This is a genomic window from Actinomyces howellii (assembly GCF_900637165.1).
GTDB classification, from domain to species: Bacteria; Actinomycetota; Actinomycetes; order Actinomycetales; family Actinomycetaceae; genus Actinomyces; species Actinomyces howellii.
On record NZ_LR134350.1, the window covers coordinates 2856901 to 2880735 of the forward strand.

Consider the following 23835-nt stretch of genomic DNA (forward strand, 5'->3'; position numbering starts at 1 on the left):
ATGGCCGTGGAGCGCCAGGACAGGGGGGTGCTTCTCGCCCTGTCGGGGGACGACTCTGAGGTGCTGCGCGCCCTCCAGGGGCCCGGTTCGGGTCTGGTGGTCGTGCGCCGGTGCGCCGACACCGCCGAGCTGCTCAGCGCAGCCATGGCGGGGCTGGCGCGTCTGGTCGTGGTCGACACCGGTTTCGACGACCTGGACCGCACCGTGCTGGACCGCCTCGACCACGCCGGGGCGGCGGGGGTCCTGCTCACCCCGCCCGACGAGGCTGAGCGCTGGGAGTCCGCCGGCTGGGCGATCGAGGACCTCGATGCCGACCCCGGGCGTGTGCGGGCCCGTCTCCAGCGCGTGGCCCGGGAGCTCGAGCTGGCCTCCTCGCAGGGGTCCGAGCTGGCCTCCTCGCAGGGGTCGCAGGGGTCGCGGGGGTCGCAGGGCCTCTCGCCTGGGGTGCAGGCGACAGGTCCTGGCGTGCCCGGACGGCCCCCCGCGCAGGGGCCGGCCGAGGCGGACGAGCCGTGGGCCGGAGGTGCGCCCCTGGACGCGGACGGCGGGGACGACGAGGACCTGTGGGCCGAGCTTGAGGCGACGCAGGCCGGGGCCGGTTCCTCACGGCCCTCCGGCGGCGCGTCGGATCCCGGTGAGCAGGCGCTCGAGGAGGACCTGGGCGGGCTCGTCGTCGTGTGGGGGCCCCACGGCTCGCCGGGCCGCTCGGTCGTGGCGGCCTCCCTGGCCCACGGGCTGGCTGCTCGTGGGGTCACGGTGCTGGTCGACGCCGACGTCGAGGCGCCGTGCCTGACGCAGCTGCTCGGGCTGCCCGAGGACTCCTCGGCGCTGGCCACCGCAGCACGCCTGGCCAGCCGCGGTCGTCTCGATGACGAGGCCCTGGGGCAGGTCCTGGTCCCGGTGGCCCCGGGACAGTGGCTGCTGTCGGGCCTGGGGCGGCCGGGCCGGTGGCGAGAGCTGCCTCCGGCGGCGATGCCTGACGTGTGGCACCAGTGCCGGCGCGCAGCCGCCTGGACGGTCGTCGACGTGGCCGGCGGGGCCATTGACGACTCGGTCGACGGCTACACCCTGGAGCCGGGCCGCGGGGCGGTGGCGGCTGACCTCGTGCGCCGCGCGGACGTCGTCGTCCTGGTCGGCGCCTGCGACCCGGTCAGCGTGCGCCGCCTCCTCCAGCTGAGCGCCGACCTCGGTGACGGGACCCGACCCGCGGGGCGGGTGCAGGTCGTCGTCAACCGGGTGCGCGCCTCGGTGGCGGGTCCGACCCCGTCGCGGTCGGTGCGTGAGGTGCTCGCGCGCTTTGGTGGGATGGAGGACGTGCTCACCCTGCCCGAGGACGACCTCACGGCTGACCAGTGCCTCATGGAGGGGCGCTCGGTCCTGGCGGCTGCCCCCGCCAGCCCGCTGGGCCGGGCGTTGGCCGAGCTGACCGACAGGGTCGACCCCGAGGCGGGGGCAGGTAGGGCGGCTGGGTCCTCGCGGTCCCGCCTGCGCCTGTGGCGTCGCCGTGAGCGAGGAGCCAGGGAGGGCGCGCGGTCGCAGGGCGCCCGGGAGGTCGAGGCGGGCGCACAGTCGGACGGTGCTCGGGAGGCGCCCGTGGGGGCGGGTGTCATGAGCGGCAGCGGGACGCAGGAGCCCGTCGGCCCGCTGTCGGGCAGTCTGCCCCCGGTCGTGGCGCCCCCGCCTCCGCCTCCCGATGACCCGGAGGCTCGCGGACGCCACCGGCGCTGAGGGACGGGCTCTGGGGCGGGTGGGCTCGTCTTCCTGCCACCCTCAACGCGACAGCACGCAGTGGAAGGGTTCTCGGGAGGCGGGCTCGTCGTGCGCTCGGCGGGGACCGGCCGTCGTGGACCACCGAGCGCGGGAGGCCGCAGGGTGATTGACACATAAACGATCCCCTCCTTCGAGTCGGTACCCTGTCTTTTCCTTGATATTCCGGAGCTGGCCGTCTGCGGGCTCGGGCTGCCGGGGTGTCTCCATGTGCATGGAGGGTGGTGTTGCACATGGAGGGCTTCGCCGGGTCTCCTGTGGGTGCTCGAGACGAGGACGGAACCGCAGGATCTCGCCGTTGTCGAGGTGAGGGCCCGAGTGCGACCGCGGTAATGATGTGCATCACTGTCATGGTGTGGGTTGTGGCGGGCGTCTTCGGTGGGCCGGAATGGTCAGGGTGGCAGCAGCGTCGGGTGCCGGAGGTGCGGCGGGCCGATTCGGTGTTGTCGAGTGCTGTCGGGGAGACTGTGTCCATGCGTGTCTACCTGCCTGCCACCGCCGCGGACCTGTCCGCTCCTGGAGTCAGTGCCCGCCGTGCCCATGCCGTGACGGCGGCGCTGGCGGCCGCGCTGCCGGAGGAGGATGAGGAGGGCCTGGAGGTCTCGGCGAGCCTGTGCGCCGCTGACGCCTCCGTCGAGCTGTTGGCCGCTGGGGGGCCAGGGCTGGCGGATCGGCGGGTGGTGCTGGCCGCGGACCTCGATCCCACGGAGGTCCGGGAGCTGGTGGTGGGCGGTGATGTGCTGCCCGGGACGGTCGAGGTCCTCGGTGAGGTGGACTGGGAGCGTGTGGCGGCCCTGCTCGTTGACGAGGCGGCCGCGGAGGCGGATGTCGCGCTGGCGTGCACCGGTGACGAGGAGGCCTTTGAGCGGACCGCGGAGGCTGACCTCCTGTGGTACGACGCCTCGGAGCGCAAGGCCCTGGCTGCCGAGCTCGCCCGGAGCTGAGCGGAGCAGGCTGCGCGGACTGCTGACATTGCGCAGGCTGTGCGGACAGCGGAGCCGGCGGTTGTCCGGTGCCCTCGCAGGGCCTGCCGGGGCGGTGTCCCGGTCGGCGTGCGGGCGAGCGCGACTGTGCCGGCCGTCCGTGCTGCGGTGAGGGTGCGGTATGGGTGCGGTATCTGGCGTGAGGGGTGCGGGCCGGGTCTCAGGGTGCGGTGGTCGTGAGGGTGGAGCCGGTCGGGGAGCGGCGGACCTCGATGCGGTCGGGGATCTGGCGGCGCAGCTCCTCGACGTGGGAGACGATGCCCACGGTCCTGCCTCCGGCTTGGAGGCGGCCGAGCTCGGCCAGGACGGCTTGGAGGGTCTCGGGGTCCAGGGAGCCGAATCCCTCGTCGATGAAGAGCGTCTCCATGGAGATGCCGCCGGACTCGGCGGTGACGACGTCTGCCAGGGCGAGTGCGAGGGCGAGTGAGACGTAGAAGGTCTCCCCGCCGGACAGTGTCCGGGGGTCGCGCGTACCGGGGGCGTGGAAGCGGTCGACGACGGCCAGTCCCAGGCCGCGGTCCTTGCGGCGGGCTGAGCCGGACTCGTTGTCGACGTGGATGAGCTCGTAGCGCCCTGAGGACATCTGCGCCAGGCGGGTGTTGGCGAAGGCCAGGACCTCGGTGAAGCGCTCGAGAAGGACCCAGGTGGCCAGGGGCGTGGAGGCGTTGTTGCGGCCCTCGGCCAGGGCGGCAACCTCCATGAGCGTCCCGGAGGCGCGGATCGAGGTCTCCAGCTCGGTGGCGGCCTCGTTGACGGCGGTGACGACCTGCTCGAGGCGGGCCCTGGCGGCGCGGCTGCGCTCGCGGTCCTCCAGGGCGGCCGCGTGGGCGGCCTCCGCCTCGGCCTGGGTGCGGCGAGCGCTTTCGACGTCGGCGGTCTCGGTGCCGGTGAGTGTCGCGATGGACTCGTCGTCGGTCAGGGCGTGGTGGACGCGAGCCCGGGCAGCCGCCGCGGCCTCGACCTCTGCCTGGAGGGCGGCGAGGTCGGCCCCGGTCAGGGCGGCGGCCCGGGCCTGGGCGGAGGAGCTGAAGCCCGCTTCCTGGAGCGCGGTGGCGAGCTCGGCGCGGCGCTCGAGGGCGGCGCGGGTGGCTTGCTCGGCACGGGTGAGCAGCTCCGCGACCTCCTCGTGGGCGCTGGCGCCGGCGGTCAGGGACTGGCGGCGGGCTGCGACGGAGTCGTGCTCGGCGCGGGCGGAGGCGCAGCGTTCCCGGTCGGCCTCGAGGGCACGTGCCTGCGCATCGAGGGCGGCGCTCTCCTGGGCGGTGCGCGTGCGCTGCTCGGCCAGCCGGTCGCGCAGCTCCTCGGTGGCGTGGGCGAATTCGTCGAGCTGGGCCTCGAGGGCGGCAGCGGGTTCGGCGGCCCGCTGGGCCTCGTCGAGCGCTTCCTGTGCTGTGGCGAGGGCGACGGCCAGGTCGTCGGGACTGAGGGAGCCGCAGGCCTCCTGGGCCGCGGCGTGCTCGGCCTGGAGCGCGTCGTGCTCCTTGGCTCGGGCCGCGAGGGCGGCGTCGGCGCGGCGCTGGTCGGCCTCGGCGGCCTCGACCTCCGCCCGGCTGACTGCCCCGGCCTCGGGGGAGGCGGGGGCGGGGTGCTCGGTGGATCCGCATACGGGGCAGGGTTCGCCCTCGACGAGCTCGGTGACGATGCTTCCGGCGGTGGCGGCGATCCATGCGCGGCGCCGGGAGGCCACGAGGTCCCCGGCGTGCCGGGCTGTCGCGGCGGCGTCGTCGACGGCCTGAGCGGCGGCGGCGATCCGCGGCCTCAGGTCCTCGGCCCGTCGGCCGGCCTCGAGGCGTTCGCTGGCGGCGTCCCGGGCGACGCGCAGCTCGGGGAGCGCGGCTCCGGCCTGTCGGGCGCTTGTGAGCCGCTCGAGGATCTCGGTGCGCAGGGCGGGGCGGGCCTCGAGCTCGGCAGCCTGCCGGGCGCACTGGTCCTCGCCACGGGCCAGTGCCTCGCGGGCCTGCTCGAGGTGGGCGGCGCGCTCGGGCAGGCCGGCCTCGGTCTCGACGAGGGCGGACAGGGCGCCGGCCTGCGTGCGCAGCTCCTGGGCGGTGACGGACAGGTGCTGCGCGGCTGTGACAGCGGCCCGCAGTCGCGAGGTCGGGTCGGTCCGGGGTTCGGGCGTCGGCGGGCCGGATGGTGGGTCGGCCAGGAGTCCGGTGAGGCCGTCAAGAGCGTCGCTGACGGTGGCGCAGGTGCGTGCACCGAGGGCCCCGGGCGGCGTGGCCTCGTCGCGCCCGGCGTCTCCCTGCGGGGGCAGGGCGGTGCTGGCAGGGTCCGTGTCCTGTGAGCGGAACGCGGTGGCTGCGGCCCGGGCGGCGTCGGCGGCCCGGTCTGCCTGGGAGATCGCCGGGGTGAGGGCTGTGGCGCGGCGGGCGAGGTCGAGGCGCTCGGCCTGGGCCCTGTCGGCCTCGGCGCATGAGCTCAGCCGTTCCTGCTCCTTGATGAGGCGGGCGCGGCGCGTCAGACGCTCCTGGAGCGAGGCCTGCTCGGCCACGGCCTGTGCGGCGGCTCTGCTCCGCTGCTGCGCCTCGTCGAGCGCTGCCTCGATCGGCGCCGCCTCGCGGTGGGCCGCGGCGAGGGCCAGCTGTCCGATCTCGGCGATGGCATCGGAGTCGGGACGTACCGCCTCGACAAGGGTCATCAACCGCTCGGCGGGGCTGGGTGCGGGCTCGGTGGGCGTCTCGGTGGGTGGTGCGGGAGGGAGGTCGACTGGGGGCAGGAGGGGGAAGAGGAGCTCGGCGCGTGCGCGCAGGCGCTGACGGGCGTCCTGGCACTCTCGTTCGGCGCGGCGTCGGCTCTCGGCGAGCTCGTCCTGGATGGCGTCGAAGATCCCGGTGCCGAAGACGTCCCGCAGGAGCCGGTGCCGCTCCTCGGAGGTGGCGCGCAGGAATTGGGCGAACCTCCCTTGGGGCAGGACGACGGTCTGGGTGAACTGCTCGCGGGACAGGCCGACGATGCGGCGCAGGTCGGCGTCGGCCTCCCCGACGCGGGTGACGGGTTCGTCGAGAGGATCGCCGTCAGGGGCCGCCAGCCGCCACAGCTTGACGGTGGTGTTCTGGCGGGTTGTCCCGGTGCCGCGGAGCTTGGCCCGCTGGTACTCCGGGGTGCGCAGGACCCGGTAGACGCCGGCTGAGGTGGAGAAGACGAGGTCGACCTCGCTGGGGGCGGATCCGTCGAGCAGGGTGGATCGGATGCGGTGGCGCGAGGAGCCTGAGGTGTCGGCGACCTCCCCGTATAGGGCGAAGACGATGGCGTCGATGATGGTCGTCTTGCCCGCCCCGGTGGGGCCGGTGAGCAGGAAGCGTCCGGAGTCGGAGAAGCGGTCGAAGTCGATGGTCTGGGTGCCGGCGTAGGGGCCGATGCCGGTCATCGTCAGGCGGTGCAGGCGCATCAGCGGTCCCTCCCGTGGGCGGCGCGTACGGCGTCGTAGGCCGTGGCGATCACCGTGTGCTCGGCGTCCTCGGGGGTCCGCCCGAGCATCTGGGTGAGGAACCGGTCGGCGACGGTGAGGGGGTCTGAGGCTCGGGTGATCGTCACCGTCTCACGGCTGGTGGGCTCGGGTCGATGGTGGGTGAAGGCGAGCAGGTCGGGGAAGCGTTCCTTGAGGCGGGTCATGGCGTCGGGTTCCAGGGGGCCGGTCAGCTCGATGCGCACCCAGTGGCTGGTGTGGGCGGCGTGGGCGGGGCCGAGGAGCTCATCGAGGGTGCCGTGCAGGGTGACGGCCCGGTAGGGGCAGGGAGTGTCGATGCGTTCCAGCCCGGTGACGCCGTCGGGGCCGATGTCGAGCAGGACGGTGGACTTGGTGGTCTGCGCCTCGGGGAAGGACAGGGGCAGGGTGCTGCCGCTGTAGACCAGGCGCGGCCCGGGCCCGGGGGTCCGTATCTCCTGGGGGCGGTGCAGGTGGCCCAGGGCCACGTAGTCCAGGCCGCCGCTCGCGTCGGCCAGGGGGGATCCGCCGAGGGTCGTGAAGACGCCCGCGGGCACGGAGTCGACGCCACCGACGCGGATGTCCCGCTCGGAGTCCGCGCTGGCCTGCCCTCCCACGACGAAGGCGTGGGACATGACCAGGGCGGGCACGCGGGTGGTGGCACCGGCGCGCCGGGCTGTCAGGTCCTTGGCGACCAGGCGCAGCGCCCCTGAGACGACAGCCTCGTGGGAGCGGGCCAGGAGCCCGGGGGCAGTGGTTCCGGTGGCGGAGGAGTCGGGGTCCGGGGAGCCTGCGGGGTCGGTGTCAGGATCGGGGTCGGTGTCAGGGTCGGAGCTGGTGCGGTTGGTGCTCGGTCCAGTGCCGTCGTCAGATGCCGTCGAGGCCCGAGGGCCCGGCTCCTCGCCGAGCCTGTCGGCGAGCAGTGGCGGGAGGCTCTGGCGGGCGGCGTCGGGGTCGAGGTAGGGCAGGGCGTAGACGTACAGGCCCGGTGAGCCCTCGGCGTCGGGGATGACGACGGCCCGGTCCAGCTCCGCGACGCGGGCGCGGATGGTCAGGGACTCGCGCAGGAGGTCGGAGCCGAAGCCCAGGCGCTGGGCGGAGTCGTGGTTGCCGGGGGTCAGGACGACGCGGGTCCGGTCGCTCAGGCGGCGCAGCGTGTCATCGAGCAGGCGCACGGAGTCCGTGGGAGGGATGGCGCGGTCGTACACGTCCCCCGAGATGACGACGGCGTCAACCGACTCGGCCTCGACGAGCTCGACGAGGTGGTCGGCGACGGCGGCCTGGGCACTGTCGAGGACGCGGCCGTGGAAAGTCCGCCCCAGGTGCCAGTCGGAGGTGTGCAGGATCCGCATGGCTGCACCCTCTCACAGGGGTGCGACGTGAATGGCCGGCCTCAGGTACCGGCAGGCTCCGGCGAGTCGAGACCCTCGGTGTCCTCGGTGTTCCCGGTGTCCCCAGAGTCCTCCTGGGAGGACGGGTCCTCCCGTTCGAGGGTCGCGGCGTCCTCCTCCCTGCCCGCGGCGCGGTAGGCGGCGGCGAGCGTCTGCTGCCACTGGACGAGTGCCTCGTCTAGGCGACCTGCCGCCTCGTAGGTACTGGCAAGGTTCATACCGAAGAGCAGGGTGTTGGGGTGGTTTGATCCCAGAAGGCGCTGGGTATCGGCCAGGTTCTGCTTGAACAGGCTGAGGGCCTCGTCGAGTCGGCCGGCGGCTTGGTAGGCGGTCGCGAGGTTGTTGCGGGCGGACAGCGTGTGAGGGTGATTCGCTCCCAGGAAGCGTTCGCGATCGCTGAGGGTCTGCTTGTACAGGTCGATGGCCTCGTCGAGTCGGCCGGCGTCCGGGTAGGCGCTAGCAAGATTGTTGCCGCTGGTCAGGGTGTCGGGGTGGTCAGCGCCGAGGACATCCCGGCGGTCGGTGAGGGTCTGTTCCAACAGGGGGAGGGCCTTTTCTAGGTCTCCCGTGTCTTGGTAGGCGCCGGCGAGGTTGTTGCGGATAGTCAGGGTGAGAGCGTCCTTAGGACCCAGGATGCGCAGGGCGTCGGTGAGTGTCCGCTAGAACAGGTCGATGGCTTCGTCCAGGCGACCCGCGTCCTGGTAGGCGCCGGCAAGGTTGTTGCGGGTGACCAGGGTGTCGGGGTGATCGGGTCCCAGGACGCGTTCGCGCTCGGAGAGAGTCCTGTCGCTCAGGTCAATGGCCTCATCGAGGCGACCTGCGCCTCGATATGCGGAGGCGAGGTTGTTGCGGCACGCCAGGGTGAGGTCGTGGTCATCTCCCAGCGCCGTGGCGCACAGGTCCACCGCGTCCGCGAGGCTCAGGGCCTCCTGAGGAGCGCCGAGTTCAGAGGTCTCCTTGATGGCGTGGGCGAGCGTCCAAGCGGTCCTGGGATCGGAGAACAGGCCCCAGGGGTCCTGACCAGAGCGATCCTCCCACGCGGCGACCGTCCGGAGCTGCTCGGCCAGGTCGAGTGCCTCACGACGCTGCTCCTCGAAGGACTCCCGGGAGGTGATGTCGACCGCCGCAAGGACAGTGACGGCGGCCTCGGTCGCGCGAGCCCCGGCCTCGGAGCCCGCCGCCCAGTCCTCGCGGATGACCTGGGCCTGCAGACGGTGGAGCCGGACCCGGGTCCCGTCCTCGGAGCGTTCGCAGACCGAAGCGTCCACCAGTGCGGTGAGCGCCCGGCGGGTCCGTGGTGAACCACCATCCATCGGCGTCAGCCAACGCTCGGGCACCCCGGAGGCGGCGAGCAGCGAGAGTGCCCCCAGCTGCGCCTCGGCGATCTCGCCCTGCTTGCTGTTCTTCGAGGTGATTCTCTTGAGTGCGGATCGATAGGCGACCCGGAGCGCTGAGCCGACCGCATCCGGATAGTCCTCGCCCTCGACCCTCGTGACAACATCGGAGATCGGATAGTTCTTCAGCTCGAGCAGGTACACCTTGAAGGTGTACCGGTTGTCCCGGATGGTGGCGGCCGCCTGGGCAACAGCCACGGGCAGGTCCCCGAGCGCCTCCGCAATGGCGGCAGCGGTCTTCTCGTCGCCGTCGTTGTCATCCAGGAGCCTGGCCACAGACTGAGGTTTTCTCACCGGGGTGGGGCGTGCACCCGGCCTGATCGTTGGGATGCTGGGGGAGGGTGCGTGTCGTGTGGGGGTGCACGCGGGGAGCGCATCCAGGATGGGTTCTGACCAAAGAAGCACCCCTGAATGCGAGGTCCCCGCATGCTGTCCTATCGTGCCACCCTTGACGTGCCATCCGCTACCGCCCGAACCGTGTCAGCCTGGCTGGCGGCTCACCGCCGCTGGCACGACATTCGGCCTCATCAGAGGGCGGCGACGCCCTGGGTGCAGGCTGTGATGGTGCTGCGCTGGCTCAACGAGGCCACCAGCATGCGCACCCTGGCCCGAGACGCCGGCATCTCGATCGCCACCGCCTACAGGTACCTGCATGAGGCCCTCCAGGTCATCTCCTCCCAGGCCCCTGACCTGATCGAGGTCATCACCCAGCTGCGCCACAAGGGTGAGCCTTTCGTGTGCCTGGATGGCACCCTGATCCGCACCGACAGGGTCGCAGCCCGCACCGAACGGGGCAACCACTCGTGGTACTCGGGCAAGCACAAGGCCTTCGGGGGCAACGTCCAGGTCATCACCGACCACACCGGATTCCCGGTGTGGGTCTCGCCGGTCGAGCCGGGCTCGACCCACGACCTGACCGCTGCGCGCGCCCACGCGCTGCCCGCCCTGTACAAGGCCGCCTCCCAGGGCATGCCCACCCTGGCCGACAAGGGCTACATCGGCGCCGGCATCGGCGTGCTCACACCCGTCAAGGGCGCCAGACCCTGCCCCGACGACGCCACCTACAACCATCTGCACGCCAGTCTGCGCTCGCCTGCCGAGAGGGCCAATGCCATGCTCAAGCACTTCAAGGCCCTCCAACACGTCACCCTCGACCCGCACACCATCACCCACATCACCGCCACAGCCCTCGTCATCATCAGCCTCAACAAACAACCCCGGTGAGAAAAGCTCACTGTTCCCGGTTGAAGACATCCACGGGGACCTGCTGCCAGTGACCGGGTACCTGGGTGCGGGTCGTCGTGGCCAGGACCCGCAGCCCCGGGCCGGTCGGAACCAGGTCCCTCAGGTCGTCAAAGCTCTCGATATTGTCCAGGACAATGAGGCGGTCAGAAACCTCGGTACTACGCAGCCGATCGAGGCAGCGCCCGGCCAGGACCTCGGGGCTGTGAGCGTCTTCGGTGCTCACCCCCAGGCACTGGCCGAGCTCGGCCAGTGCCGAGACGAGCGCCTCACGGGAGCTCGCCGTCATCCAGGCGACCAGCGGCCAGCCGGCCTCCTCGCAGTGGGCGGCCACCGTCGTCGCCAGCTGGGACTTGCCCCGTCCGCGCATACCCGTCAGCGCCGTGAGCGGCTCGGCTGCGTCGATAACGAACCTGCGTGCGGCCTCCTGCTCGCCGCGGGTGATGAAGTGGGGAGCACGCGCGGGCCGGCTGCCGAAGCGGATGCGCTCAGGGGCGGCCGCAGGCCAGATGCTGGCAAAGTCATTCAGCCGGTCATGAATCCCAACGATCCCCGCCCTGATCTCGTCCTGTCCGTGCTGGAGGTCTCCAAGCCCCTCCTCGATCCGGTCGAGACCGTCGAGGAGCTGGAGGAGCGCACCTTCCTGAAAACGTGGCGATCCCGGGGCCAGTCGCGCGAACTCCTCGGCGACCGCAGGCAGCAGCGCGTCGAAGAACGGTTCAGCGCTGGCAGCGACGAGTTCTCGATGAGGCGCGGCGCGCCGTCGGAGCAGAGAACCGAGGCCCTCCGGATGACGGACGGCTTCAACCACGGCAGCGTCGTCCGTGCTGACCTCACGGAGAAGGGCCCCGACGGCCGTGGCAGCCCCCCGGATCTCCTGCTCATCGGCGTCGGAGGAGACCGTCCTCAGCCTGTCGTCCAGCCTCTCCGCGACCCGCTGAGCAAACGCCCGGGTTCCCTTGTCCTTCCCGCTCAGGCGGCAGATGTCGCCCCACAGCCGCTGGGAGGCGTCGAGCGTGCCCGCCACGGCAACCGGTGAGGGCGTGACAGCGAGCTGAGCCGCGTTCAGGAGCAGGCTCGTCAGCGACAGGCCGACGTCAAGAAACGGGGAGCTCTTCACCACAGCCACATCCTATGTGGTCCCAGTCACCGCCCGTACCATCGAGGCGGCTGCGCCCGGCCCGGCCCCGCCCGCACCCGCGAGATCGGGACTTATGACACCTCGAGTTCGCCGCATCTGACACGGCACCACGGCAGCGCGGCAAACTCGGCGGCCTCGCACCGGGTACGGCGTGTCATTTGTCCCGATCTCGAGGTGCCACTTCCCCCGATCTCGAGGTGTCGTTTGTCCCGATCTCGAGGTGTCGTTTGTCCCGATCTCGAGGTGCCAGTTCCCCCGATCTCGCGGGAGGGTGCGGGAGGGGGAGAGAGGGGGGGAGGGGAAGGGGCGGCGGTCCGTTCGCTCTCAGGCGGCCACGACTCCCGAGACGACGAGGGCGATGATGACCACGCCGAGGACGACCCGGTAGATGAGGAAGCCGGTGAACTTGTTCGAGGACACGAAACGCAGCAGCCAGGCGATGGTCGCGTAGGCCACGACACCCGAGGTCACCGTGGCGATGAGCGTCGCCGTCCAGCCCACGGTGGCCGTGATGTGGTCGGCTGCCGTGATCGCCTCAAGCAGCCCGGCGGCGATGAGGGCCGGGATGCCCATGAAGAAGCTGAGGCGCGTGGCGGTCACCCGGTCGAAGCCCAGGAACAGGCCCGCTGAGATCGTCGCCCCCGAGCGCGAGATGCCGGGGAAGATCGGGGCCAGCGCCTGGAAGCCGCCGATGACCAGGGCGTCCTTGATCGAGACCTGGCTCATGTCCTTGGTCAGGTTCTCGCGACGGTCGGCCAGCCACATGACCACGCTCCACACGATGAGCGCGCCGGCGATGATCCACAGGGACCGGGCGGTCACCTCGATGAAGTCCTTGAGGACCAGCCCGAGGACCGCCACGGGCAGGGAGCCCAGGATGATCCCCCAGCCCAGCACGTAGTCGGGGTTGGCTCGCTCGTCCTTGCGCGCCAGGCCGGTCACCCACGCCCGCACGATCCGCACGATGTCGCTCCAGAAGTAGACGACCGCCGCGAGGATCGCCCCGATCTGGATGACCGCGGTGAAGGCCGTCATCCCCACCGAGTCGATGTCGTAGCCGAGCATCTTCTCGACGATGTTGAGGTGGCCGGTGGAGGACACCGGCAGGAACTCGGTGATGCCCTCGACGATGCCGAGGATGATGGCGTGCAGCCAGTTCATAGTTCTCCCAGTGAGAAGGTGAGGGGCAGCAGGAAGGCTACCGTGCGTCGCCCGTCGTCTCCCGCCCGGGAGGCGTTGTCCTCATCTCATCGCGCGCCCGGCGCCCCAGCTCGACAAGGCGCTCGGCGGCCGCGCTGCCCGGCTCGGCGCTGAACACGGTCATGCCCAGCCCCGGGGTGCCCGGAAGCAGGAAGACGGCGTAGTCGAGCTCGAGGCGACCCACGACCGGGTGGCGGTAGGTCTTCGTCCCGGTCCGGTGCTCATGGACGTCGTTGCGCGCCCAGGCGGTGCGGAAGCGCTCGCTCGCCCCCAGGAGTTCCTCGACCAGGGACCTCAGGTCGACGTCACCGGGGCTGCGGGCCAGGTCCAGCCGCATGGTCGCGGCGATCATCGCGCAGGCCCGCTCCAGGTCCTCGAAGAAGTCCGCGGCCTGCTCGGTGAGGAATGCGAAGGTGGCGAAGCTCTCGCCCCCGTGCTGCAGCACGGGGGCGTAGAGCGCCCTGCCCACGGCGTTGGCGTGGAGGAGCTGCTGGGAGGTGTTGACCACGATCGCCGGGGAGTCCATCCGGTCGACGACGTGCTGGACGGCCGGGGGCACCTCGCGGACGGCGTGGCGCGGGGCCGGCCCGCCCAGAGGGCCGCGGGCCAGGTCGAACAGGTACTCCCGCTCAAGGTCGCTCAGGCGAAGCGCCGTCGACAACGACATGAGCACGCTGTCGGAGGCGCCCTCGAGCCGTCCGCGCTCCAGGCGCGTGTAGTAGTCCGGGCTCACCCCTGCCAGCGCGGCCACCTCCTCGCGCCGCAGGCCCGGCACCCTCCGCTCACCGCCCCTGGTGGGCAGACCGACGTCGGCTGGGCTCAGGCGGGAGCGCCGGGAGGTCAGGAAGTCCCGGACCACGGCGCGGCGACCGGCTAGGTCGAGCGCGGCTCGAGCCGGCGCGTCTGCGGATGCCTCAGGCGCGCCCGCTTCGTTCCTGACGGTCATGTCCCCGAGCATATCGGGGGAGGGGGTCAGTCGGTCTCCTCGCCCACGCGCGCCAGGACGACCTCGTGGAGCAGCCCGTTGGTGGCCACCGCGCTGCCTCCCCAGGGCCCGGGCTCGCCGGCCAGCGAGGTGAAACGACCCCCCGCCTCCGTGACGATCGGGACGAGCGCAGCCATGTCGTAGAGCTCGAGCTCGGGCTCCACGGCCAGGTCGACCGCGCCCTCCGCCAGGAGCATGTAGGACCAGAAGTCGCCGTAGGCACGCGTGCGCCAGCACTCCTGCATGAGGGAGAGCATGCCGCGCAGACGCCGTGTCTGCGCCCACCCCGACAGTGAGGCGTAGGACAGGGAGGCGTCCTCAAGGATCGCCACGCTCGAGGTGTGCAGCCTGCGGGCCGAGGCCAGCGACCGACCCGACCAGGCCCCTCCGCCCTTGACCGCCCACCAGCGCCGCCCGAGGGCGGGGGCCGAGACGAGGCCGACGACGACCTCGCCGTCCTCGACCAGGGCGATGAGCGTGGCCCACACCGGCACTCCGCGCACGAAGTTCTTCGTGCCGTCGATCGGGTCGATGACCCACTGGCGGGGGGAGTGGCCGGTCGTCCCGAACTCCTCCCCGAGCACCGAGTCGCGGGTGCGGGCCCGCGACAGGTAGTCGCGGATCTGCTGCTCGGCCTCGCGGTCGGCGGCGGTCACGGGGGTCAGGTCCGGTTTGGCCTCGACCTCGAAGTCCTGGGCGTCGAAGTGCGCCTGGGTGAGCGGGTCGACCTGGTCGGCGATGGTGTGCGCCAGGTGCAGGTCGTCGCGCCAGCGGCGCTCGGTGGTGCTCATGGCACGAGGGTAGCGGCGAGGCGGGGGCCGCGCGGGCACGCAGCGCCGAGGTGGTCCCGCGGTGCGCCGGCCGGGTCGTCCAGGTGTCAGAAGGTGTACGCCATTCGCATCTTTTGAGTGGTGCTGCCCCACGAAGAACCATGAGAACGGCAGAATTCCGCCATCTCGGTACGTCGTGTCGTCGCTCGGGGAGCCAAAAGCCGCGAGTGACGTACACCTTCGCTCACACCTCCAGCAGGACCTTGATGGCGCGCCGCTCGTCCATCGCCTCGTAGCCCTCGGCGGCCTGCTCCAGTGGCAGACGCATGGTGAAGACCTTCCCCGGGTCGATCTCGCGGGCCAGGATCCGGTCAATGAGGTCGGGCAGGAAACGACGCACAGGTGCCGGCCCGCCGAGCAGGCTCACCTCGGCGAAGAACAGGGACTGGCCGTCCAGGCTCACCCCGTGCGACACCCCGACGAAGCCGACGTGGCCTCCCGGGCGGCACGAGGCGATCGCCTGGTCCATGGAGACCTGGTTGCCCACGGCCTCGACGACCCCGTGCGCGCCCAACCCGCCGGTCAGCTCCTTGACCTTGGCGGCGCCTTCGTCCCCGCGCTCTGCGACGACGACGTCGGCGCCGAACTCCCGGGCCAGGGCCGCCCGGTCCTCGTGCCGGGAGAAGGCGATGACCCGCTCGGCGCCGAGCGCCTTGGCGGCCAGGACGGCGGACAGGCCGACGGCGCCGTCGCCGACCACGGCGATGGTCTTGCCCGGTCCGGCCTGGGCGGCCACGGCGCCGAACCAGCCGGTGCCCAGGACGTCGGATGCGGCCAGGAGGGAGGCGATGACCTCGGGGTCCTCAGGCTTGCCGCCCGGGACGACGACGAGGGTGCCGTCGGCCTGGGGGATACGCGTGTACTGGGCCTGGGTGCCGCCCACGAAGCCCCCGTTGACGCAGCGCGAGGGGAAGCCTGAGGTGCAGATCTCGCAGCTGTTGTCCGAGACGCAGAAGGAGCCGACGACGAAGTCGCCGACCTTGACGTCACGGACCGCGGAGCCCACCTCGACGACCGTCCCGACGTACTCGTGGCCCATGGGCTGGTCCTCGACGGGCTGGACGCCCCGGTAGGGCCACAGGTCGGAGCCGCAGATGCAGGCGGCCTCGACCCGCAGCACGGCGTCGGTCGGCTCGACGACGCGGGGGACCTCCCGGTCCTCGACCGTGACGTCTCCGGGCGCGTGCATGATGACCCCGCGCATCGTGGCGGGAATATCGGTGGTGGTCATGGAGTGCCTCCAGTTGGGGTGATGTCGTGCGGCCCCAGACTAGGTCGCGCCCCGACCTGCTCCCAGGTCCTGGCAGGCCCCCTCGCGGCTGGCCCCGTCGTGCCCGGTTCGGCTGTCACTCGTTGTCGTCGTCGGTGGCGTAGTACCCCTCGTCCCAGGCGAAGATCTGCGGTACGGCGGGGACCTCAACCCCCAGGGCCTCAAGGCAGCCGACGACGTCGGCTCCCGTGGACAGCGCACGCTCGACCTCAGCCGTCGTGGGGTGGGCAGGGTCAGGCAGAGAGACGCGCAGCAGGTGCTTGGAGCCGGTGTCCACGACCAGCGAGGTCCACCCGGCTGCCCACACCCGGTCGGGGAAGGCCCGGAAGAAGGCCGCCCGTCCTCCGGCGCGCGTGTGCGCCGGGGCGATCTCGACGGCGGCCGACACCTCCTCGTCGTCGAGGACCCGACGCACCGTCCCGTTGCGCTCGAGGGCGGCGGCCAGGCAGACGGCAGGGTCGACGGCGCTGAACCGCAGGTCGGCGGCCAGGATGCGCGGGTCGTCCCAGCCGCAGCCGTAGCGCTCACGCAGGTGGTCCAGGACCATGAGCTTGGCGCACCACTCCACCAGGTGCGCGGCCTGGAGCGGGCCGCGCTCCAGGGCGTCGAGGGCCTCTCCCCACAGGTCGAGGACCTCGCGGGTCTCGGTGTCCGTCCCGCCGTCGGCGGCCTGGAGGATCTCGTCGAGGAAGGCGCGCTGGACCTCCACCGCGCTCGCGGTGCCCCCGGCGGCTAGCTCGCAGCGGGTCGTCAGGGCGGGGTCGTGGGAGAAGGCGCGCAGGGCACCAACGGGATCGGCGAAGGCCAGTCGCGAGGCAAGGGCGCGCGCCCGGTCGGGATCGGCCTCGACGAGGGACAGCAGCGCCGCTGTCGAGCCCATGCGCAGCAAGGCGGTGACGGCCATGACCGAGGAGTCGGAGGTGATGACGTGCAGGCGCCGCCAGCGCGCAGGGTCGGCGTGCGCCTCGTCGCGGGTGTTGACGATGGGCCTCTCGCGGGTCGTGTAGAGGGAGACATCCTGCTCGACGTAGTCGGCGCGCTGGAAGATCTGGAACCCCGCCGTCTGGCTGGACGGCCCGATGCCCACGCGTCCTGACCCGCCGATGACCTGGCGGGTGACGAGGAAGGGCATGAGGACGGCGGTGAGCAGGTCCCAGTCGACGTCGCGGCGCACTGCGTAGTTCTCGTGCGCGCCCCAGGCGGCTCCGTGGCCGTCGACGTTGTTCTTGAGCACCTGCACCCGTGTCCCGCGCGTGGCCGACAGGGCCGCCTCCGCGCGGTGCATGAGCAGGTCGCCGGCCCGGTCGTATCGGACCGCCTCACGCGGCCCGAGGACCTCGGGGGAGGCGTACTCGGGGTGGGTGTGGTCGACGTACAGTCGGGCGCCGTTGACCGCGTGGCTGGCCGAGCCACGGTAGTAGTGCGACTCGAAGGCGTTGACCCGCTTGACCCAGCGGGTGGGGGACCCGGTGAGCACGGCACCGGCCTCCTGGTTGGTGCGCGCCTCCGGCGGGAGATCGTGGTCGGCGCCGTCGCGCGCGTCGCGGGTGGGCAGCTCGCCCGAGTAGTCGAACCGGGTCCCCGCCCCGTCGTCCATGACCCGTCCCTCGGCCGACGGCACGTGCGCGCTGCCGGGCTCGCCACGGCCCGCGGCCGCGCGGGCGTACTCGAACAGCAGCGCCCGTGCCAGCTCATCGGGGTCGGCAGCGGGGTCGTCCCTGTCGACCAGGGCGTACTCGGTCTCCACACCCATGACCCTGCGCACCGTGATCATCATCGTTCCTTTCCGGTGGTCCGCGCCGGTACACCTGTACCACAGTGAGGTTAACCCCTCCGTCCTGGTCTGGGCGGCCCGAGCGCCAAGACGTACCAGATGTCCCGATCTCGAGGTGCCATAAGTCCCGATCTCGAGGTGCCATAAGTCCCGATCTCGAGGTGCCAGGTGGTTTCAGGGGGTGAGTGCAATGGGTGGTGCTTGGGAGAGGGGCTGGTTGTGGTGCGTGGGGTGTGGCCTGGTGTGGTTCGCGATGGTGTGCGGGAGCTGATCGAGTCGGGTTGGTTGGCTCGCGAGGCGGGGGCTTGTTTCTCGGTGCCTCAGTCCACGGTGTCGGACTGGTGCAGGCTGTGGGGTATGAGGATGCGGCACGGGGCCAGGGAGGGCGGGATGGTCGGGACGACCAGGCCTGCTGGGCGTGGTCGGGGCGGGTCGGGGGACGGGTTCGAGGTGATGGTCCGGGGTACCGGGCACGGCAGGCGTCTGGGGGCTCAGGGGCGCGGCGCGATCGCTGCGGGCCTGGCCAGGGGTGATTCCCTGGCCTCGATCGCCCGGTTCCTGGGGGTGGCTGTCTCCACGGTCAGCCGCGAGGTCGCTGCCGGCGGGGGCCGGCAGGGGCGTGTTCAATGGTCTGTGTAAGCCCTCTTTGAAGGACTGATGACTGTGACTGATGAGAAGACTGGTCCTGCTGGTGGGCGGGGCGTGGTTGAGGATCTTGTTGCCTCGGGTGGCTTGGACGGGTTGTTCGAGCGGATCGACTCGGGTGAGGTGGGGTTGACGGGCGCCGACGGGCTGCTGCCGGCCCTGCTCAAGGAGGCCCTGGAGCGGGGTCTGCAGGCTGAGCTGACGGAGCATCTTGGCTACGACAAGGGCGAGCAGGCGCCGGTGGCTCGTGGCAACGCCCGCAACGGCACCACGGTCAAGACGATCAGCTCTGAGGTCGGCTCGTTCGAGATCGAGGTCCCCCGCGACAGGGCCGGCAGCTTCACGCCGCGGCTGGTCAGGAAGGGGCAGCGGCGGATGGACGGTCTGGACTCGATGATCATCAGCCTGTACGCCGGTGGTATGACGGTGCGCGAGATCCGCCACCACCTGGAGTCCACGCTCGGTGTGGAGCTGTCGGTGGGGACGATCAGCAGGATCACGGACGCCGTGGCCGAGGCGGTCCTGGACTGGCAGCGCCGCCCGCTGGAGGAGTTCTACCCGGTGGTCTACCTCGACGCGATCCGCGTCAAGGTCCGCGTCGACCACAGGGTCACCACCCGCTCGGCCCACATCGCCGTGGGTGTGGACATGGACGGGATCAAGCACGTCCTGGGTATCTGGGTCCAGGCCGAGGAGGGCGCCTCGTTCTGGGCGCACGTGTGCGCCGAGCTGGCCAACAGGGGCGTCAAGGACGTGCTGATCGTGTGCTGTGACGGGCTGACCGGCCTGCCCGAGGCGATCGAGGCGACCTGGCCCGACTCCATGGTCCAGACCTGCGTGGTGCACCTGATCCGTGCCTCCATGAGGTTCGTGGCCTACCAGGACCGTAAGAAGGTCGCCGCTGCTCTCAAGCAGGTCTACGCCGCCCCCAGTGAGGAGGCCGCCCTGGAGGCCCTGGCGGCCTTCAGCAGCTCTCCCCTGGGGGACAAGTACCCCGAGACGGTGGCGACCTGGGACAGGGCGTGGGAGCGTTTCACCCCGTTCCTGGCGTTCCCGCCGATGCTGCGCCGGGTCATCTACACGACCAACAGCATCGAGTCGCTCAACTACCAGCTACGCAAGATCTCCAAGAACCGGGGCCACTTCCCCAGCGACGAGGCCGCTGTCAAGCTGCTGTGGCTGGCGATCTGCAACATCGAGGACAAGCGGGCACGAGAACGCGACAAGGACAGGAACCTGCCCGCGGACAAGCGCAAGGCCAAGCCACGCGTGGTCGAGGGCCGGATCACCACCAACTGGAAACAAGCCCTCGCCCAGCTCGCCACCGCCTACCCCGACCGAATCAACCCCCACCTCTGAACAACCCGCTTACACAAAAAACTTGACAGGCCCGCCGGCAGGCCTACGACCCCCAGGCCCGCCACGCCCAGGCCCGGGCCGCCAGGGCACGGCCCAAGGCGCGTGTGCTGGACTCCAACGACCAGCTGCGGGCCCTGGTGGTCCAGGGCCTGAGACAGCGGTGGTCGCCCCAGCAGATCAGCCGCCGTCTGGCTGCGGACCACCCCGAGCGCGATGATCTTCGTGTGAGCCACGAGACGATCTACCAGTCCCTGTACGTCCAGGGCCGAGGGACGCTGCGCGCCGAGCTGGGCCGTCACTACAGGCTGCGTACCGGGCGGAGTCGGCGCGTGCCACGCTCGGCCCTGGCCGGGCCCCTGGCCTCCAGGCCCTGGCTGGCCGACGCGCGTATCAGCACCCGCCCGGCCCAGGTCGCCGACCGGGCCGTGCCAGGCCACTGGGAGGGCGACCTGGTCATGGGCGCGGGCAACCGCACCGCGATGATCACCCTGGTCGAACGCACCACCCGCCTGGTCCTGATCGCCCCGCTGCTGACCGACCACACCGCCACCACCGTGGCCACGGTGCTGGAGACCATGATCAAGGGCCTGCCCCGCTCCATGGCCCGGTCCCTGACCTGGGACCAGGGCGGCGAGATGGCCCAGGTCGCCCGCTTCAGGACCGCCACCAACCTCGAGGTGTACTTCTGCGACCCCCACAGCCCCTGGCAACGAGGAACCAACGAGAACACCAACGGCCTGATCCGCGAGTTCTTCCCCAAAGGCACCGACCTGTCGACCTACCCCCTCCACGCCTTCGAACAGGCCCAGCACCTCCTCAACACCCGCCCCCGCCAGACCCTAGACTGGGCCACACCCGCAGAAGCCTTCAACAGGCTCCTGCAGAAAACAGAACACGACACCACCATTGCACTCACCACCTGAAACCACCCCATAAGTCCCGATCTCGGGGAAGAGGGGGAGGGGGTGTGCGAGGGGAGCGCGCCCTCGGGGGCCGTGTCGACGGAGGTCACGATAGGATCACGGCATGGCGCGGGTGCTCTTCGACGACGTCGTCTACACCGACTACGGGATCCTCGATCTCATGTGGGCGGCGGACGGCTACTGGGACGGGGACTACGACCGCTTCTTTGCCGGACAGGACAACGGTCTTGTGGGCGCGGCCGACCCCAAGGGGATCTACCTGTGCCTGGCGAGGATGAGCGGGGGGTCGCGGGTGACGATCCGCCTCCACGACGCCGAGCCGCCGGTCGACACCGAGGGCTGGGAGGACGTCGTCGAGGTCTCCACGGTCATCCCTCAGGGCGCGGCACCCACCTGGCAGACCTTCGCCGGGGACACCTCAGGACCCCTGGAGCTCGAGCCGGGTCCGTACCGCGTGCGGGTGAGCGCCCGGGGCAGGGACGAGGCGAACCCGGCTCGCACCGGTGCGGTCGAGGACGGTGCGGTTGTCGACTTCTACCTCGTGGACTTCTGGCCCGCGCACTGGACGCTGGACGCGGTCATCCAGACCGTGAGCGAGGACGCCGCGACCTGGCACGCCCAGGTCGGTGGACGCACGTGCGGGCAGCCGCCGGGTCAGGCCGATGCTGAGGAGGCCGCGTCCTGACCCGCTGGAGGGCCTCAGCGGCCGGCGGGCCTTGTGGGGTCCTCGGCCTCGAGGGACGGGGCGAGCAGCCGCCGGAAGGAGCCGACCCGGGCCCGGCGTCGCGAGAGCTCTGCCTCATCGACCCGGGGACCCCCGGCCTCCTCCGCGTCAGGGCCCCCGTCGGCCCATGCGTCGAGGGCGCAGTCGATGACACCGGCCTCGTGGGTGCAGCCCCGGGGGCAGTCCTCGGCCACGGAGGCCAGGTCCGCGAATCCCCTGAGCACGTCGGCGCTTGAGACGTGGGCGACGCCGAAGGCGCGCACCCCAGGGGTGTCGATGACCCAGCCGCCGCCCGGAAGCTCGAGGGCCTGGAGGCTGGTCGAGGTGTGCCTGCCCCGGCCGGTCACCTCGTTGACGTGCCCGGTCACGCGTTCGGCGCCCGGGACGAGGGCGTTGATGAGGGTGGACTTGCCCACCCCGGAGTGGCCCACGACGACGCTCGTGCGCCCGCCCAGGGCGGCGCGGACCTCCTCGACCCCTGAGCCGGCGGCACGGGAGGCCTGGGCAGGACTGGCCGGGTCGAGGCGGGTGGCCACCGACCGGACACCCAGCGGTGCGTAGAGGCTGAGCAACGGGCCGGCGTCGGCCAGGTCGGACTTGGTCAGGACGAGCAGCGGCTCCATCCCGGCGTCGTAGGCGGCCACGAGGTAGCGGTCGATCATGCGAGGACGGGGCTCAGGATCGGCGACGGCGACGACGATGACGAGCAGGTCGGCGTTGGCCACGACCGGCCTCTCGGTGCCGGCCCCCTCGCCGTCCTCGGCCGAGCGCCGCAGGAGCGTCGTGCGCTGCTCGATGCGCACGAGGCGGGCCAGGGTGCCGCTGCGCCCCGAGGTGTCGCCGACGACGGCCACCTTGTCCCCGACCACGACCCGGCCGCGTCCCAGCTCGCGGGCCTTCATCGCCGTGATCTCGCCCGTCCCGTCCTCGGTCAGGGAGGGGTCGTCGAGCCGGATGCGGTAGTGGCCGCGGTCGATGCGTGTGACGGCGCCGGTGACGGCGTCGTCGTGGGAGGGGCGGAGCTTGGTGCGCGGCCGGGACCCGCGGCCGGGCCGTACCCGCACCCTGGGGTCGTCGGTGCCGGTGTCCCGTCTGGCCATCAGCCGCCCTCCCGCGGGGGCTGAGCGGGGCGGGAGCCGGACCTCGGGTCCTGCGGTCCCGGCCTGCCTGCCTGGTGGTCCGGCGTGCCAGGGCTCCCGACCCCCAGGAGGCGGTGCCACAGGGCGGGGAAGCCGGGCAGGGTCTTGGAGGTGGTGGGCACGTCCTCGATGCGCGTGCCGGGCACGGCCAGGCCGACGAGGGCCGCGAAGGTCGCCATCCGGTGGTCACCGTAGGTGCGCATGAGCGCTGGGTGGAGGGCGCCGTCGTCGAGTGCCTCGACGACCAGGCCGTCGTCGGTCTCCCGGGCGCGGCCCCCCACTCTCGTCATCTCCGCCACGAGGGCCGCCAGGCGGTCGGTCTCGTGACCGCGCAGATGCGCCACGCCCCGCAGCCGGCTTCCGTGCCCCTGGGCCGAGGCGAGGAGGGCGAGTGCCGCCACGGTCGGGACGAGCTCGCCGACCTCGGACATGTCCGCGTCGATGCCGCGCAGGGTCCCGTCGCCGCGAACCGCGAGGGTCGACGTCCCGTCACCCTCCGTGTGCAGCGCCGCCGACCCGCCCATCCTCGGCAGCAGCTCGCGCCAGGCGTCCCCCGCCTGCGTCGTTGAGGAGGGCCAGCGGGGGACGCGCACCTCGCCCCCGGCCACGAGCGCGGCGGCCAGGAAGGGGCCGGCGTTGGACAGGTCCGGCTCGATGTCGACACTGCCCCCGGTGGGGCGACCGGGCAGGACGGTCCAGGTGCGCGCAGAGCCGGAGGAGCCGCCCGGAACCGCGACGGAGTGCGGCTCCTCGACGCTCAGGCCCCGCTGGCGCAGACAGGCCACGGTCATCGCCACGTGGGGCTCGGAGGGGACCGGGCCGGTGGGGGTCACGGACAGCCCGCCGGGCACGAGGGAGCCCACGAGCAGGAGGGCCGAGAGGAACTGGGAGGAGGCCGATGCGTCGACCTCGACGTGCCGTGGCGAACCCGGGGGACCCGACGGTCCCGGCGAGCCCGAGGATTCCGACGGGCCCAGCGGTCCCGACGGGCCCGGGGATTCCGGCGGTCCCGGGGAGTCCGACGGGCCCGGGGAGTCCGACGGGCCCGGGGGCGAGGCGGCGCCTCCTGCCGGCGCGGCCAGGAGGGAGCCCGTGCCAGGACCGACGCGGACCGGCAGGTACCCGGGCCCGCCGAGCCAGGTCACCTCAGCGCCGAGGCGGGCCAGGGCGTCGAGCACCGGGGCGAGCGGTCGACGACGCGCCGCCTCGTCTCCGTCGAAGACGACGGGGGAGTCGGCCAGGGCGGCCAGCGGCGGCACGAAACGCATGACCGTCCCGGCCAGGCCGCAGTCGACCCGCCCGGTCCCGTCAGGGCCGGTACGCACCTGCAGGGGCAGGGGGGCGGGAAGGACGTCGAGGAGCGTGCCGGTGTCGTCGGCCTCGGTGAACCGGGCACCGAGAACGCTCAGCGCCCCGATCATGAGCTCGGTGTCGCGGGAGCGCAGCACGCCGCTCAGGCGTGTGGGGGACTGGGCGACGGCGGCCAGCAGGAGGGCGCGGGCGGTGAGCGACTTCGACCCCGGCAGGGCCACGGTCGCGTCAAGAGGCCCCGGAGGAGCCGGCGCGGGCCAGGGGGCGGGGGCCGCGCCGGCCGGAGGAGTCTCAGGGGTGGGGGTCATGGGCGCATTGTGTCAGGTCCCG

The 23835-nt window shown here is 72.0% G+C and carries 16 protein-coding genes and 2 pseudogenes; 7 read left to right on the forward strand and 11 right to left on the reverse strand.

Going from position 1 to position 23835, the window contains the following annotated elements; genetic code table 11:
* Together EL245_RS11930 and EL245_RS11935 are read left to right on the forward strand one after the other, a co-directional pair.
* Complete coding sequence (locus tag EL245_RS11930) at positions 1-1728, forward strand: hypothetical protein (RefSeq protein WP_232009765.1); 1728 nt, start codon at positions 1-3, stop codon at positions 1726-1728.
* 512 nt (positions 1729-2240) lie between these two features.
* Positions 2241-2711 carry a DUF6912 family protein gene (locus EL245_RS11935; RefSeq protein WP_126383422.1) on the forward strand — a complete coding sequence of 157 codons (471 nt, stop codon included), beginning with the start codon at positions 2241-2243 and terminating at the stop codon, positions 2709-2711.
* A 199-nt stretch (positions 2712-2910) separates the two neighbouring features.
* Here the strand turns inward: EL245_RS11935 and EL245_RS11940 are convergent, their stop codons facing one another.
* The 3 genes and pseudogenes from EL245_RS11940 to EL245_RS14035 all read right to left on the reverse strand — a co-directional run bounded on the left by EL245_RS11940 (position 2911) and on the right by EL245_RS14035 (position 8881).
* A complete protein-coding gene (locus EL245_RS11940) occupies positions 2911-6141 on the reverse strand; it encodes an AAA family ATPase (protein WP_126383424.1) in 3231 nt (1076 codons plus the stop codon).
* The gene (locus EL245_RS11945; RefSeq protein ID WP_126383426.1) at positions 6141-7529 is read right to left on the reverse strand and encodes an exonuclease SbcCD subunit D; all 1389 of its coding nucleotides are present in this window, start codon (positions 7527-7529) and stop codon (positions 6141-6143) included. The genes EL245_RS11940 and EL245_RS11945 overlap by 1 nt, the downstream gene beginning before the upstream one ends.
* Before the next feature lie 41 nt (positions 7530-7570).
* Positions 7571-8881: pseudogene (locus EL245_RS14035) on the reverse strand (tetratricopeptide repeat protein).
* 507 nt (positions 8882-9388) lie between these two features.
* Here EL245_RS14035 and EL245_RS11960 point away from each other — a divergent pair.
* Complete coding sequence (locus tag EL245_RS11960) at positions 9389-10186, forward strand: transposase family protein (RefSeq protein WP_126381755.1); 798 nt, start codon at positions 9389-9391, stop codon at positions 10184-10186.
* Between the two features lie 7 nt (positions 10187-10193).
* Here EL245_RS11960 and EL245_RS11965 read toward each other — a convergent pair whose 3' ends face one another.
* The 6 genes from EL245_RS11965 to EL245_RS11990 form a co-directional block, all read right to left on the reverse strand.
* A complete protein-coding gene (locus EL245_RS11965; RefSeq protein WP_126383431.1) occupies positions 10194-11324 on the reverse strand; it encodes an NACHT N-terminal Helical domain 1-containing protein in 1131 nt (376 codons plus the stop codon).
* Positions 11325-11669: 345 nt separating this feature from the next.
* Positions 11670-12506 (reverse strand): undecaprenyl-diphosphate phosphatase, encoded by an 837-nt coding sequence (locus tag EL245_RS11970; protein ID WP_126383433.1) that lies wholly within the window; start codon positions 12504-12506, stop codon positions 11670-11672.
* A 37-nt stretch (positions 12507-12543) separates the two neighbouring features.
* Complete coding sequence (locus EL245_RS11975) at positions 12544-13491, reverse strand: helix-turn-helix domain-containing protein (protein ID WP_126383435.1); 948 nt, start codon at positions 13489-13491, stop codon at positions 12544-12546.
* Positions 13492-13517: 26 nt separating this feature from the next.
* The gene (gene hisN, locus EL245_RS11980) at positions 13518-14321 is read right to left on the reverse strand and encodes a histidinol-phosphatase (protein ID WP_126383437.1); all 804 of its coding nucleotides are present in this window, start codon (positions 14319-14321) and stop codon (positions 13518-13520) included.
* A gap of 223 nt (positions 14322-14544) precedes the next feature.
* Positions 14545-15564 (reverse strand): zinc-dependent alcohol dehydrogenase family protein, encoded by a 1020-nt coding sequence (locus tag EL245_RS11985; RefSeq protein ID WP_126384506.1) that lies wholly within the window; start codon positions 15562-15564, stop codon positions 14545-14547.
* Positions 15565-15706: 142 nt separating this feature from the next.
* Positions 15707-17407, reverse strand: coding sequence for a proteasome accessory factor PafA2 family protein (locus EL245_RS11990; protein WP_232009766.1), 1701 nt, complete (start codon positions 17405-17407; stop codon positions 15707-15709).
* A gap of 450 nt (positions 17408-17857) precedes the next feature.
* Here EL245_RS11990 and EL245_RS13910 point away from each other — a divergent pair, with 450 nt between their 5' ends.
* The 4 genes and pseudogenes from EL245_RS13910 to EL245_RS12010 all read left to right on the forward strand — a co-directional run bounded on the left by EL245_RS13910 (position 17858) and on the right by EL245_RS12010 (position 21016).
* Positions 17858-18043: a helix-turn-helix domain-containing protein gene (locus tag EL245_RS13910; protein WP_164719444.1), complete on the forward strand. Its 186-nt coding sequence runs from the start codon at positions 17858-17860 to the stop codon at positions 18041-18043.
* Positions 18044-18061: 18 nt separating this feature from the next.
* Positions 18062-19408: an IS256 family transposase gene (locus tag EL245_RS12000; protein WP_164719441.1), complete on the forward strand. Its 1347-nt coding sequence runs from the start codon at positions 18062-18064 to the stop codon at positions 19406-19408.
* Between the two features lie 47 nt (positions 19409-19455).
* Positions 19456-20331 (forward strand): annotated as a pseudogene (locus EL245_RS12005) (IS30 family transposase); the annotation flags it as partial.
* Between the two features lie 103 nt (positions 20332-20434).
* Positions 20435-21016: a hypothetical protein gene (locus tag EL245_RS12010; RefSeq protein ID WP_126383441.1), complete on the forward strand. Its 582-nt coding sequence runs from the start codon at positions 20435-20437 to the stop codon at positions 21014-21016.
* Positions 21017-21030: 14 nt separating this feature from the next.
* Here EL245_RS12010 and rsgA read toward each other — a convergent pair whose 3' ends face one another.
* Together rsgA and EL245_RS12020 are read right to left on the reverse strand one after the other, a co-directional pair.
* Positions 21031-22155 (reverse strand): ribosome small subunit-dependent GTPase A, encoded by a 1125-nt coding sequence (rsgA, locus tag EL245_RS12015; RefSeq protein ID WP_126383443.1) that lies wholly within the window; start codon positions 22153-22155, stop codon positions 21031-21033.
* A complete protein-coding gene (locus tag EL245_RS12020; RefSeq protein ID WP_126383445.1) occupies positions 22155-23813 on the reverse strand; it encodes a 3-phosphoshikimate 1-carboxyvinyltransferase in 1659 nt (552 codons plus the stop codon). The genes rsgA and EL245_RS12020 overlap by 1 nt, the downstream gene beginning before the upstream one ends.
* Between the last annotated feature and the right edge of the window lie 22 nt (positions 23814-23835).

Coding starts and splice junctions, on each gene's coding strand:
- EL245_RS11945 (WP_126383426.1), bottom strand. CDS start 7,529: ATGCGGATCCTGCACACCTCCGACTGGCACCTGGGGCGGACTTTCCAC.
- EL245_RS11975 (WP_126383435.1), bottom strand. CDS start 13,491: ATGACCGTCAGGAACGAAGCGGGCGCGCCTGAGGCATCCGCAGACGCG.
- EL245_RS12010 (WP_126383441.1), top strand. CDS start 20,435: ATGGCGCGGGTGCTCTTCGACGACGTCGTCTACACCGACTACGGGATC.
- EL245_RS11935 (WP_126383422.1), top strand. CDS start 2,241: ATGCGTGTCTACCTGCCTGCCACCGCCGCGGACCTGTCCGCTCCTGGA.
- EL245_RS12020 (WP_126383445.1), bottom strand. CDS start 23,813: ATGACCCCCACCCCTGAGACTCCTCCGGCCGGCGCGGCCCCCGCCCCC.
- EL245_RS12000 (WP_164719441.1), top strand. CDS start 18,062: ATGACTGTGACTGATGAGAAGACTGGTCCTGCTGGTGGGCGGGGCGTG.
- EL245_RS11985 (WP_126384506.1), bottom strand. CDS start 15,564: ATGCGCGGGGTCATCATGCACGCGCCCGGAGACGTCACGGTCGAGGAC.
- EL245_RS11970 (WP_126383433.1), bottom strand. CDS start 12,506: ATGAACTGGCTGCACGCCATCATCCTCGGCATCGTCGAGGGCATCACC.
- hisN (WP_126383437.1), bottom strand. CDS start 14,321: ATGAGCACCACCGAGCGCCGCTGGCGCGACGACCTGCACCTGGCGCAC.
- EL245_RS11930 (WP_232009765.1), top strand. CDS start 1: ATGGCCGTGGAGCGCCAGGACAGGGGGGTGCTTCTCGCCCTGTCGGGG.
- EL245_RS11940 (WP_126383424.1), bottom strand. CDS start 6,141: ATGCGCCTGCACCGCCTGACGATGACCGGCATCGGCCCCTACGCCGGC.
- rsgA (WP_126383443.1), bottom strand. CDS start 22,155: ATGGCCAGACGGGACACCGGCACCGACGACCCCAGGGTGCGGGTACGG.
- EL245_RS13910 (WP_164719444.1), top strand. CDS start 17,858: ATGGTCCGGGGTACCGGGCACGGCAGGCGTCTGGGGGCTCAGGGGCGC.
- EL245_RS11990 (WP_232009766.1), bottom strand. CDS start 17,407: ATGATGATCACGGTGCGCAGGGTCATGGGTGTGGAGACCGAGTACGCC.
- EL245_RS11960 (WP_126381755.1), top strand. CDS start 9,389: ATGCTGTCCTATCGTGCCACCCTTGACGTGCCATCCGCTACCGCCCGA.